We start from the raw sequence: 11878 nt of genomic DNA, 5'->3' as shown, positions 1-11878 counted from the left end.
ACCACCGAACCTTACTCTCCCTTAGTTACGACACCGCTGGATATCGTAAAACACACAGGACATATGGTGGTCACAGAGAGTATGGTGCTTGATAACAACATTAAAGCCAATCTACATACTTTTGATGATCGCAGTGATGTAGCTGGGTTTATTGAGACATCATTTGCTGACGGTTTATTTGCAGATATTGCCTCAGCCTTTGAAGAAATCAGCAATCATGAAGGCACCGAACAAGCGACTGCTATGGTGGAAAGACATGCTGTACTACATCCACTGAAATTCGGCTCCTGTACGCGGGCAGTTAACCTCTGGGGGTGCCCTTATCGACTGAAATGCCAGAGTGTGGTTTTTTGCGAGCATTTCACCCTGACAGGACGCATTGATGAGTTGCCCAATCTCTTTGCGAAAAAACAGGCACTACAGCAATCACGCACAAAACTGACTCAGCTAGCTAAGCACCGGATGGATTACCAGTCCAAACTGGCTCACATCGAGCAAAGTTTGCAATACCTAGATGCTATTCAATCACAATGGCTGAGTCGCGCTGAAAAAAAACGATTAGTCTCAACGGAAAATATGCTGTCAGGAGACATAAAAGTTGAAGGAGAAATAAAGACACTGGCACAGCTTTTTGCTCTAGAACATAAGAAACTTATGCGGGAGGATCACTAATGCGCGGCAAAGAACTGGATACACTGATTGAACACGAACTGCAACTGATGCTTGTCGAAGGTTTTGACAAATCCCCTATTTCTGCCAAGGCATTGCATACCCGACTCAAGTCAAAGGGTATCGTCAACAGTGGTTTAAGTACGCTAAGCAGTCTCGAACGTAAGCGCCTGATTGCTGCATATATTGATCAGCAGCTTACCCCACTTAATTTGCGGCCAAAAGAAAAGCAGCAATATGTTAATCGTAAGACACGTCAGGCTTTACTCGGTCGGAACCAACAATTGCAACAAGAGAACATGGAGCTACGACAACAACTGGCACAGAACATAGTGTCATTGATTGAAATTGTTAAAGCGGTAAAAATCAACACAGTGATACCGGTGGAAAGTCTTCTGGCTCCGCATGTCATACGGGAATTGATGAAATCACCATGAACTCAGAGGTTAGCTTGACCTGAGCCCCGTTGGAATGTCGTTCGCATTCAGCACTGAATTATCAGATGCAATCAGCGTTTGCAGCACGATGGTGAAAGGGGGAATAAAACAGATATTACTAACTGACGGCTGTATCAAATACTGAGGGCAGGCCAGAAGCTTGGTACGTGTATTCTTGGGAGGTGGTGTGCAATGAGTGGACTGTTGTTCCATCTGGCGGCATGGTGCGCTCGTCGTTGCGCGAAGTCTATTGCTGACGAGGCAAGGAATGAGCTGTCGGACGGAGGGATTGGGGCGGAGGCGCCGATTCGGACAGCATCCGAAGATCGCCTTAGAAGGGCCGAATTCGCGGCTCGCATAGCCGACGTGCTTTCGGAGCTTAGTTTGCGCGAAGGCCGAGTGTTCGCTATTCGCGGGGGATGGGGCTTCGGCAAATCATCACTGAAAAACCTCATCACCGAACGGCTCAATGCCAAGAGAAGCGGAGCCGACTGGCTCGACTTCAACCCCTGGCAATGGGGAGACGGCGACGCAATCGCCCGCGCGCTATTTGGCCAGATAGCAGATAGCTTAGGAGGCGAGTATTCGAAGGCAGCACGCGACCGAGCCGAGGCACTGCGACGCTACGGCGCGATCCTCACAGGAGTCGGTAAGCCTCTTAAAGAGGCCGGGAGTTCAAGCCTTCTTATCTCGACAGTGCTAACAAATGCCTCAGTTATAGCGATCGCGTCGGCCATTGGTTTTGACCTTCCGGCGGTCACAAAGGTTGCGGCTGTTCTCGCTCTTCTCTCGGTCGGAGTACCTCTTGTCGGACGCGTGTTATCGCATCTCGGGCGTGACTATAGCGGGGAGCCTCTCGACAAGGTACGCAGATCGCTTGAAGCTCGTCTTCGCGAACTCAAGCGGCCACTGGTTGTCTTCGTCGACGACATTGACCGGCTCGAGCCAGAGCAGATCAGGATGCTGCTTCGGCAGGTAAAGGCGAATGCTAATCTACCAAACATTGTTTTTGTGCTCCTGTTCCAGCCCAGTATCGTAGAACGTGCACTCGATCCGGTTGCCGACGGCGACGGCCGGGCCTTCCTCGAGAAGGTCGTGCAGACTAGCTTTGATCTACCGGCCGTCCCGACATCAATTGTGCATCGTATGTTCGAGGCGGAACTCTCTAAAATGGCAGGCCCCTATGCGATCGAGGCAAACGGGTTCTCTCAGAGACGCTGGGGTAACGCTTGCATTGGCTGCATCCATCCCCTACTTCGCAACATGCGTGATGCACGTCGTCTCATCTCATCCATTGCTGTACACATGCCACTGCATGTGGTTGGCAATGTATTCGAGGTGAACATTGTAGATTTCCTGCTTCTGGAGACACTCCGGGTCTTCGAGCCAGACCTCCACGATGCACTGTTCCGTGAGCGAAGATTGATTCTTCAGGAAGGACGTTTCTCCCGTGATGGCCGACGGGAGGTAGACCAGGCAGCGGCGAAGGAGCTTCTTGAGATCGTGTCGGAGGAGCGCCGCGATATCGTTCGTGACGCGCTCAAAGACTTATTTCCTCCCTTCGAATGGGCATATGGGGGGACGAACTATGCAGACGGCTTCCATCGCCGGTGGTTGATGGAGAAACGCGTATGCACATCGCGCTACTTTCCACGTTACTTTGAACTCCAGACAGCGGTCGGAGAAATGTCTGAGCGCCGTTTCGTTGATTTTCTCGATGCAACAGCGACAGAGATGGCGCTCTCTGCGGCAATCGCTGCCATCGAAGCTGACGGCCTGCTGAATTCACTTGTTGCGAGGCTTCACGAATCCGTAGACCGATTACCGACCGATAATGCTGCTGTTCTGCTCCCGGGGATGTTTGGACTTGCTGAAAAACTCGCAGGTACGAACAGCGGCACCTTCAACTCGTCATATGTGGCAGCATGGGGAGCTACAAGTTGTTTTCTGAAGCGGATTCCAGAGGATGTTCGAGGTGGTTTGGCTCTCGAAGCACTCCGTAAAACGAAAGCGCTATCCGTCGCCTCGATCATAATCCATCTCAACGATCCTACCTCTCGGAATGAGGATGAAGGTGGAGCCTTCGATCCGTGGCTTGCTCTCAACACCGTTACGGCAATGAAGGCCGAATGGCTGCGGTTGATAAGGGACCGCGCAACAGACGGCGACGCGTTGATCGCCGAGCCGGATCTCATATCTCAGCTCTATCGCTGGAAAGACTATACGGACTCAATGGACGAACCACGAGAGTGGATGATGAAAGCAATTCAAACTGACCAGGGCTTCGCAACCATGGCCACACGCCTGATGAGCCGAGGTACGAGCCACACATACGGTGATCGAGTCTCCACACCGCACAATAGTTTCAACAAAGAGACAATTGACGACTTTATCGGCATTGATGTGGCGAAGGCCAGGTGTGATGCGATTAATCCCGCCCAGTTCCCTGAGCATGAAGAGGCCCTGCGAACGCTGCTTAGATATCTCGAAAAGTGGCTCGGATTGAGAGCAAACGACATTTTCGATTTCTAGAAGGCAGCTCCAATCTTTTGAAGCCTATGGCGAGGTTCCTCTTTTCGGGCGACAGGGCGAGGCCTTGGTGCCGATGGCACCGAAGCGCATCTCGGAGTAGGTGATCGCTGGCTGCGCAGCATCGCCCGCTCAAGGCGCTTCAGTACGGCTTCCGGCTGCTCGCGCATGATGAACGAGCAGATGTTGGTGTCCAACATATACGTTTTGTTCACAGGTCAACCCGTCCTTCATCGGTGACAACGTCATCGCGCTCCGACATAAAGTCCGGATCGGCTTTTTCGAGTTCAAAGAACGAGCCCCAGGTCGGCCGGACGGGACGCAGGATGATGCTGTCCCCTTCGCGGACGATCTCCAGCTCGCTCACCCCTTCAAAATCCATGTCACGGGGGAGGCGGATGGCGCGGTTGTTGCCGTTTTTAAAAATGGATACGGTTCTCATGATTTTCTCCCGGGTAAGGGTGGATATGTGGCACATATCCGGAATAGTACTCATTGCACAGGCGTATGCATATGTCCAGTATATGCAGATGGTGAGGATATGCGTATGGTCTGCCGATGCAGATGCCAGACAAATGGATATGCCACACCTATCCTTTTGTCTCTCTTTTCTCCCAAGATCCGAAAACTGTTACCAACGGTGCAAAACTGATCCACCCTAACGGTTGAAAATTGATCCAGGGGTTAATCTGCTCCTCTGAATACAGGGGAGCTTATGATCACGTTTGAGATTCGTATGGAAATTAAAGTTCTGCACAAGCGCGGAATGAGTATCCGGGCCATCGCCAGGGAACTGGGTATTTCGCGCAATACTGTCCGCAGCCATCTGAAAGCCAAATCTGAAAAGCCGCAGTATTCACCACGCCCGGCATCATCTGTGTTTTTATCATTGCAGAAACCATAAAAAAACGTTACGCCATTTAATTCATGCCTTTCCATATTATTACCTGATAAAATTATTAACGGATTCGTTCTCGCCAAACTAATCTAATTAATCTAACGTGTTAAAAATTAGCCAAATTTACCAGCCTGAGGGGGGCATTCTCTTGCATCCAACCTACCAAACCATACTTGAAGTGGTCAGCAAAACGAAGCTGAAGTAATGAGATTAATCATAGAGATACTTCTGACGTTCATTCCAGGTAAGCATTGATAGCATGGGGCAGGGATTTAGCGCAAAATGTACCAGTTCCAGCTCCTTCATCCCCCAGAACCGCTTGTAAGCCACAATAATTCTCCGTAGTTCCGCCAGGATATCCTGAAACTGAACGTCCAGCTTGTCCAGAGTAGAAGTAAAATGATGCTCCATCATTTCATTCCCATCATAACTGTACCATTTTTCATTACGAATGATTTCATCAACCGTAGGCACATTCCAGCTTACACCAAGTAAATTACTCAGTGTCTGCATACGCGAGTACACACTACGCAACTGACGCTCATACTTATGCTTTCCGATGTTTTCCACATCGAATGATCCTTCGCCGTCTACAGGCATATGCCCGTCACGTCTGTAGCGCCGGAAAAGTTTCACAAAGTCTCGATGGATTTGCATAACTGATGGGAGGTCGGAGTCCATCCTCCGCAGCACCTTACCGTACCTGTAACTTAGCAGTGCTTTTGGGCTGGAAAACTGGTCTGCTGAAGTAAAGGAAAAATTGAGTGTGTCAGAGGATCCTATAATATACCTGTCAGGATCCCGCCGTATCTCATGCTCAATCGATTTTAAATAAACCATTCTGGTGTAGTATCGACAAGAATGAGTAGCACAGGTGCTTCATAATTGCGCCACAGACTCAGCGTGCTTCTCTTAACGGAAACACTATGGCTGCCTTGACTGCTTATATTGTCGGTAGAGGTGCCTTTCAACTGAACCCCTGCAAGCTGCCCTATTATCTGATTATCCGGAGTAGAGAACTCAAGCAGAAAATCAATGCCGTAGTCATTCTCAGACAGCTCGCGCAGCATCCACTCAGATGGAATGGCGTTTGCGAGAATTTTTTTAGCCGTGCTATCAGTCACGTGGGTATCGTGCCGAAGGGGGTAATGTTTTTCGTCCATAATGATTCCCTTAGGGTGAGTAATCACAAGAGCTGAGTCTTAAAAAGCAATCTCCTTGATACCATGACGGATAGCTTTAGTAATCGATAATGAGGCAGAGATTAAATCACGTCCTTAACTTTGCCTGACAGTTTTGTGGCAAGTGATGACTCACCCAGCCCAAAAAATATCCCGGTTGCCAGCGCAATAATGCCGTTACCCGGGATCATCGCGGTTGAAACTTCCCCGAGTTTGATCTCAAAGAATCCTGCCAGAAGGCAGAATGTGACAGCCAATGACAGCATACAACAGTAAATCAGCCTCAGTAACAGGCTGCGATGCTGGCTGATGTTCTCGTAGATTTCATCAAATACGATGTTTCCGGTTTTGATTGAAACAAACAACCATGAACCCAGACAGGTCCCGATGAGCACTGCGGGTACGTTCTTCAGTTCAGCATGAAAAAAGTACTGCGCCGCACCCAAAATAATCATTAGAAGCAGTGCATACAGACCGTATATTCCCATTATCCGATTTCTGACAAAGATCCATGACGAACTGAGGATGGTTTTTTTCAGCTCATTGAGTGCCTGGCTTGCTGGAACAAAGTCACCCTCCCGGCCTGAGAAACAGACCTGCGCGGCCTGAAATATCTGCTCGTAGGCTTCAAGCCGCTTATCTTTATCCTTTTCAAACAGCGCATTGACAGTCTGAACAACACGTTCCACATCAAGACGGAACTTCAGATATTCTTCGGGTACCTTCCCATCACCAACAGGTGAAAAGCCAATCCCCTTAGGCTCAGAATTATTCGGATATCGCGAGACGATAAAATAGCGTTTCTGTTCACTCATCGCAGAGCACCTGCTTTTTACAGATCGAACATTCATCGGTTTCTTTGCGGGCAAGCAGGATTGAGGGCTCCAGTGAGAAATCAGGTCTCCCCTTCATTATTTCGATCTGTGCAAGGATCACACTCACATTTTCCCTGTGCTGCGGCGCTGATTCCAGCAGATCATTAAAATAGGAAGTAAGAACCTCAAGATTTCTGGTTAACATTACTGGCCTGCCCTGATATTGAGATGTTGTTTAACGGTAATATCTTCAAATTCAATGCCATAGGCGCTGAATTCCTGCCTGACTTCGTTGAAAAGGTCATTTGTTCTGTTCTGTGTGTCTTCGATCGTAAGCAGCGCGGTAAAGCTGACTTCCTCATCGGGGAATTCCCCGGGAGTCCTTTCTATTGAACTGATTTTCAGCCGCCACTGGTCGGAAGCACCGACACCAGCCTTCGTTTTGGTTTCAAATTCATATTTTTTGACGGGCCACCACTTCAGGCCATGTTCAATCTGACTTTTCTCATAGTTAACGTCTTTACCGAGCCGGACTTCCCAGACTGACTGACAGTTTTTCCGGTAAGCCCATTCATTTTTCTTGGTGTCTCGTCTGAATTGCTGAAGCACAGCGTCAACGTTGATGCGGCAATATTCGGCGCCGTAGTTCTGGTTTATGACGGGATCGTAGGCAATGGTCAGCGTGGCTTTACCATGGCATTTTCCGCCTGCCGTGGTCAGGCTGCGAGGCCAGTTGAAATCAAACTCCAGTACTTCGCTGCGCTTGAGGCTTCCGCTCAAAACCAGCGTAATGCTGCTGTCGTCACTATTAAGCATATCGCGGGAGGTCAACGGCATGCCAAATCCGGCAAATCGCCTCGCTGAAGAGATATCAACGCTTTTGTCCTTAAGCGGCGGCGTCAGGTTTGAGTGATGAACCAGCATGGCGGCAAGGGAATTACGTGACAATTTGCCTGATGTCCTCTGATCCAGACTGGCGAGGATTTTGGAAACCAGAGGCGCGGAGAAGCTGGTACCCGCCTCTTCCACGAGTTCCCCACTGCCGTCAATGGAAACCAGCCCAGTTTTACCCGATTTCAGGGAATACCCTCCATAGTGGATCACATCCGGCTTTACCCCCATAGCTACGCCGGGTCCGCGACGCGTATAGACCGTAGGAGCACCGTGAACGTTGATGTCACAACCTGGTGGGTTTACCGCACCCACAGTGATGGCGCTGACGGCCTCAGCTGGCTGAGAAAGTCGATCGACATCCGAAAACTGCAGCGCTGCCGGTCTTGATGCCCAGGAGCCTCTGAAGTCAATGCTGCGTAGGTTCCCGGATGAAACGACAAAGAGCACATCGTATTTTTTTGAGATACGGTCGATTTGCGTGGCGGCAAAACTGTAGGAATCATCGCGGACAAACTCGCGGAAATTGAGACTGAAATTAAAGATGCGGAACCCCTTCCCAACCGCATCGCCAACCTCAATATCCAGCCAGTCAAAAAAATCACCCGGGTCGGAAAAATAGGTGGTGAACGTATTGGATTTACTGTTGTGAACGGGGATCCAGATATCATAGAGCAGGCAACCGTCATCATCGACCTGGGGAAGATCCGGGTTCAGCATGCCCCCGCAGACCAGAAGGCTTGCCACCTGGGAGCCATGGTTTGGATCGCAGTCATCGGCTTCAAAGCCATTGGATACTTCCACACACCACTTGGCCAGTTCGTCATGGTGAATGCCGCTGTCAATAACGCCCACGCGGGGATAATTCTCCCCCTCCGTTCTGACGGGCAGTGAAAAGTCCTGCGCTACCGGGGAATTCGACGGGTGCGCACGGGAAATTTTAGGCGGCAAAGAAATGCGCTTTACCAGCGGGCTGGCGCTGAGAACAGAGAGCAGGATCCGGTGTCTGTCCGAAGAATTATCAACGTCAGATGGTGAAAAATTCAGCTCCAGCCGCTTGTCAAAATCAACCTGAAAATCGTGGCCTGATTCAGGTCTGAGAAGCTGGATCATGATGGTTTTAGATGAGGTCGGGTGACGGCTTAGCTTCGTCGCATAGACGCCGGCCCCAAGTGTCTTCAGTTGCTCTTTCAGAGATCGCTTCATTGAGAGTATGGCATCGCTGGTGACGGTAAACTGCATGGCGTCAACGGGTCTGAAATCAACCAGCTCAACCTGGTAGCCGGTAAATCCCTCATCTTTATCGGCATGCCAGGCTGCGTTATCCTCTGGGGAAAAGGCTATTTTCTCTTCGCTGCCATAAAAGCTGATGCGATCGATTGCCCCCGTCTCACTTTTTGCTTCGCTGGGCTTAACAACGATTTTGCCTTGTCTCTCGTCGTACACTTTATTGGTAAATTCTTCAGCGCCATCAATCTTGCTGAACAGATGAACCAGATTTTTGTCTGTCACCTGAATCAGCAGTTCCCCTATTCCCAGTGAGCCCACAACAGGCGCTTTACTTACGGGGAAGAGTCTGTCAACCGGTCGATGGGATTTCGCCAGCGCCTGAGGATTTAGCTCAACTTTCACCAGACCAAGCTCATAGCCTGACCGATGAAGCTGGTTTCTGACATTCCCCACTTCATCAAGGAGGTTCTTTTTATGCTTTTTGAAGGCGTCATCCCGATCGGCGTAAAAATCAGTGTTGCTGCCCCCAACTCTAGGTGGCGGTATACGTTTAAACTGTTCAGATTTTAAAATAACCTGAACTGGATTATTTCTTTTCATATATTACCCCATCCTTAGCAATCAACCTCCCGACGACAGTCAGGATTCTTTAATATTTCTGGAAACTTTTGACTGAGTAACGTCAAAAACAAGCGCAATCTCTTTCTGGGTAAATTCATGTTTTTTGTGCAACAGGCTCATAATTGCAGCATCCTGATTATGCGATAACAACTGCATGAATTCATTGACCTCACTGCCAGCATGAATAACTGCAAAGGACTGAACCATCTCAAGAAAAGTCTGAGGACTTTTACTGATTGCGGCCATTCTCTTGAAATTATTAAGCATTAACTGAATATCAGAACCGTTAAATCCGTCAGTCAGAACGGTCAGAAATTTTATCTCTTCTGGCGTAAAGCTCAAGGGATGAATATATTTTTCAATAATCTTCATTCTCGCCGGATAATTTGGCTTAGGAACCAATATTCGCATTTCAAACCTTCGCCATACAGCAGGGTCCAACAATACCTCGTGGTTAGTAATGGCTAGCGTCATACCACTTTTTGATCTGGCATCGATACACTGCAGCAATGTATTAACGATGCGCTTAATTTCACCGACTTCATGCTTGTCATTTCGCGCCTTTGCTACGGCATCAAACTCATCCAGAAGCAGGAGACAGTCATACTGTGCAGCAAAATCAAACAGGTTATTGATATTTCGGGCACTTGTGCCCAGTAAAGATGAAACAAGCCCATCCAGCCTAGCAAGCACGATAGGTAATTCGAGCATTCTGGCGATATAAAAGGAAAGCATCGTTTTACCCGTTCCCGGCAATCCGAAAAGCAGGCAGCTCAGTGAAGGCATCACGCCATACCGAGCCAGTTTGTCCAGATTGTTCCATTGCTCAATCAGTTGGCTGACTGCTGAAGCCAGCTCATCGGGCATAACCGGGAGTTCTGCAGTCACGAGCTCTTCAGGAAAGATAATCTGTGCAAGTGGCGATCCGCTTTCTTTGTCCACAGGCACTTTGACGTTTTCCCTGAGTTCCTGCTTTCGAAGAAACGAGACTCGAGAGAGTTCAACTCTGGCTGGCTCCAGTGTGTTGAGCGTACTGGCTCTGTTGATGAGCCCTCTAAGCAATTTTGCTTCAGCAGTTTGTTGTCCTTCTCTGAGAGCATCATAAAGGCGCTCCATCTGCTGTACAGCGCCTGCGGAGGCCCCATCCTTGATAATCTGCCGGCATAAAGCCGCTACGATTTTAAAGTTCTCCACATGACACCTGTATATTTATCCAGTTAAATTGTGTTTTGATTATAGATACCACTTGTGTCTCATGCAACCGCTTCAGAAGAAAGTCGCATAAAAATCTCTAAATGTGAATCTTCATTAGATAAAAATGCATCAAAACGAAGAAAATTGATTTTTTTTTAGCAAAAATGAATAAACCTGACACTTCCCGGGAATATTTTCGAGTTTCAAAAATGCTAACCTCCTTCATCTGTCAGGTCTTACAGACTTTTCCAGTGCGTTTGAGATAAAAAAACACCGCGTTTGTGGAAGGTGGCTAAAATGAAAAACAGCTCAAAAACAGGTCGAATAGCATTAGTTCATGAAGTGAACTCGTGGAGGGTAATTGCTTAGGTTAAAAATTAACAGTAAAAACAAAGAGGTAAACGCTATGGTATCTATGAACCAAATATGTACTCAACATAAGTTAAATAACAAACCTGCAGATGTACTATCGTGTTCATTGGTAATTCCAGATCCCTCACCCGGCGATCTGGTTGCTGTTTTAACTCTTTGTTAACAACGCATCATAGACACTGCGTAGCCGCGTGCGCAGGTAAAGAACGGCTTTGTGTTTGCGTGATAATAACGCCTGAACACTGACGCCCGTTTCTTTCGCCAGCTCATTATAGCTGTAGCCCTGCAACTCGGTCTTGTCGAACACTTCACGCTGTGCAGATGGTAGTTCAGATAAAGCGGCGTCCAGTTCGTCCCACAATAATGCTTTCAGATACTCATCTTCCGGTGTTTGTGGTACGCCGAACAACGTTTCCGCCAGTTCATCTTCAGGGAAATCCTCGTCATCCCTGGTGAAATATCCGAAATCACACCACTCTCCTTAGATAAGGAATTTTCTTTATAAAAAGAACTGAAATCATGCAACAAAAGAAAACAATAACAGACATCAGTGGTATAGCGAAGATAGATTGGTCAATCCACCGTTTTGCGGCCAGATAATAAAAAATCTCAATAAAAACAGGATGAATTAAATACACACCCAGACTAATATCGGATAGAAATTTCAACTTATCATTGTGAGCGTTATTTAAATGACAGGATTTCAAAATCCACATAAAGGAAATTGACATAATAATAACATTAAAACTTAAGTAATTATAAAAATAAAGGCCTGCCTCTTTTCCTGATGCAGATGATAATAAATAACAGCAAACACAAGTTAAGACAAATGATAAAAAGAATAATAAAATATGGAATGAAAGAGGTTTGGTTGTGTTTTTTTTCGCAATTAAGTGCCCACAAACGTAATAAGGAATGTAATAAATGAACTCACTGGTAAATAACGGGTTATTATTTCCGGTGAAAAAATTATACATATCAGTCAAAGAACAAAAGACAAACATCAAAAAGATAAAAAACAACAATTTATCTTCACTGGTA

At 47.7% G+C, this 11878-nt stretch carries 10 protein-coding genes and 4 pseudogenes; 4 read left to right on the top strand and 10 right to left on the bottom strand.

Annotation, left to right across the window (positions count from 1 at the left end):
* The 3 genes and pseudogenes from Dpoa2040_RS17700 to Dpoa2040_RS17690 all read left to right on the top strand — a co-directional run.
* Positions 1–672 (top strand): annotated as a pseudogene (locus Dpoa2040_RS17700) (hypothetical protein); the annotation flags it as partial.
* Positions 672–1106, top strand: a complete 435-nt coding sequence (locus Dpoa2040_RS17695; protein ID WP_168642091.1) for a hypothetical protein — start codon at positions 672–674, stop codon at positions 1104–1106. The pseudogene Dpoa2040_RS17700 and the gene Dpoa2040_RS17695, both read left to right, overlap by 1 nt.
* Before the next feature lie 192 nt (positions 1107–1298).
* Complete coding sequence (locus Dpoa2040_RS17690; RefSeq protein ID WP_168642090.1) at positions 1299–3638, top strand: P-loop NTPase fold protein; 2340 nt, start codon at positions 1299–1301, stop codon at positions 3636–3638.
* Positions 3639–3692: 54 nt separating this feature from the next.
* Here the strand turns inward: Dpoa2040_RS17690 and Dpoa2040_RS17685 are convergent.
* Both Dpoa2040_RS17685 and vapB read right to left on the bottom strand, forming a co-directional pair.
* Positions 3693–3850 (bottom strand): annotated as a pseudogene (locus Dpoa2040_RS17685) (VapC toxin family PIN domain ribonuclease); the annotation flags it as partial.
* Positions 3847–4077: a type II toxin-antitoxin system VapB family antitoxin gene (vapB, locus tag Dpoa2040_RS17680; protein ID WP_023639692.1), complete on the bottom strand. Its 231-nt coding sequence runs from the start codon at positions 4075–4077 to the stop codon at positions 3847–3849. The gene vapB and the pseudogene Dpoa2040_RS17685, both read right to left, overlap by 4 nt.
* Before the next feature lie 273 nt (positions 4078–4350).
* Here vapB and Dpoa2040_RS17675 point away from each other — a divergent pair.
* Positions 4351–4521 (top strand): annotated as a pseudogene (locus tag Dpoa2040_RS17675) (helix-turn-helix domain-containing protein); the annotation flags it as partial.
* Positions 4522–4743: 222 nt separating this feature from the next.
* Here the strand turns inward: Dpoa2040_RS17675 and Dpoa2040_RS17670 are convergent.
* The 8 genes and pseudogenes from Dpoa2040_RS17670 to Dpoa2040_RS17635 form a co-directional block, all read right to left on the bottom strand.
* Entirely contained in the window at positions 4744–5214 is a 471-nt protein-coding gene (locus tag Dpoa2040_RS17670; protein WP_168642089.1) for a hypothetical protein, read from the bottom strand.
* A 146-nt stretch (positions 5215–5360) separates the two neighbouring features.
* A complete protein-coding gene (locus Dpoa2040_RS17665) occupies positions 5361–5696 on the bottom strand; it encodes a DUF4365 domain-containing protein (RefSeq protein ID WP_168642088.1) in 336 nt (111 codons plus the stop codon).
* A gap of 101 nt (positions 5697–5797) precedes the next feature.
* On the bottom strand, positions 5798–6529 hold the full coding sequence (locus tag Dpoa2040_RS17660) for a hypothetical protein (RefSeq protein ID WP_168642087.1): 732 nt from the start codon (positions 6527–6529) through the stop codon (positions 5798–5800).
* Positions 6522–6734, bottom strand: coding sequence for a hypothetical protein (locus Dpoa2040_RS17655; protein WP_168642086.1), 213 nt, complete (start codon positions 6732–6734; stop codon positions 6522–6524). The genes Dpoa2040_RS17660 and Dpoa2040_RS17655 overlap by 8 nt, the downstream gene beginning before the upstream one ends.
* On the bottom strand, positions 6734–9250 hold the full coding sequence (locus Dpoa2040_RS17650) for a S8 family peptidase (RefSeq protein WP_168642085.1): 2517 nt from the start codon (positions 9248–9250) through the stop codon (positions 6734–6736). Before Dpoa2040_RS17650 ends, Dpoa2040_RS17655 begins: the two co-directional genes overlap by 1 nt.
* Positions 9251–9289: 39 nt before the next feature.
* The gene (locus tag Dpoa2040_RS18440; RefSeq protein WP_168642084.1) at positions 9290–10465 is read right to left on the bottom strand and encodes an AAA family ATPase; all 1176 of its coding nucleotides are present in this window, start codon (positions 10463–10465) and stop codon (positions 9290–9292) included.
* Positions 10466–10985: 520 nt separating this feature from the next.
* A pseudogene (locus Dpoa2040_RS17640) lies at positions 10986–11285 on the bottom strand (RNA polymerase sigma factor); the annotation flags it as partial.
* Between the two features lie 19 nt (positions 11286–11304).
* Positions 11305–11878 (bottom strand): acyltransferase (locus tag Dpoa2040_RS17635; protein ID WP_168642083.1); only part of this gene is annotated, 574 nt, incomplete at its 5' end.

Origin of the sequence: Dickeya sp. CFBP 2040 (assembly GCF_012273755.1) — a bacterium.
In the GTDB taxonomy this organism is placed as follows: domain Bacteria; phylum Pseudomonadota; class Gammaproteobacteria; order Enterobacterales; family Enterobacteriaceae; genus Dickeya; species Dickeya poaceiphila.
The sequence above is the reverse complement of the archived record's forward strand: the minus strand, read 5'-3'. Positions and strand labels throughout refer to the sequence as shown.

Coding starts and splice junctions, on each gene's coding strand:
- Dpoa2040_RS17695 (WP_168642091.1), top strand. CDS start 672: ATGCGCGGCAAAGAACTGGATACACTGATTGAACACGAACTGCAACTG.
- Dpoa2040_RS17690 (WP_168642090.1), top strand. CDS start 1,299: ATGAGTGGACTGTTGTTCCATCTGGCGGCATGGTGCGCTCGTCGTTGC.
- vapB (WP_023639692.1), bottom strand. CDS start 4,077: ATGAGAACCGTATCCATTTTTAAAAACGGCAACAACCGCGCCATCCGC.
- Dpoa2040_RS17670 (WP_168642089.1), bottom strand. CDS start 5,214: ATGGACTCCGACCTCCCATCAGTTATGCAAATCCATCGAGACTTTGTG.
- Dpoa2040_RS17665 (WP_168642088.1), bottom strand. CDS start 5,696: ATGGACGAAAAACATTACCCCCTTCGGCACGATACCCACGTGACTGAT.
- Dpoa2040_RS17660 (WP_168642087.1), bottom strand. CDS start 6,529: ATGAGTGAACAGAAACGCTATTTTATCGTCTCGCGATATCCGAATAAT.
- Dpoa2040_RS17655 (WP_168642086.1), bottom strand. CDS start 6,734: ATGTTAACCAGAAATCTTGAGGTTCTTACTTCCTATTTTAATGATCTG.
- Dpoa2040_RS17650 (WP_168642085.1), bottom strand. CDS start 9,250: ATGAAAAGAAATAATCCAGTTCAGGTTATTTTAAAATCTGAACAGTTT.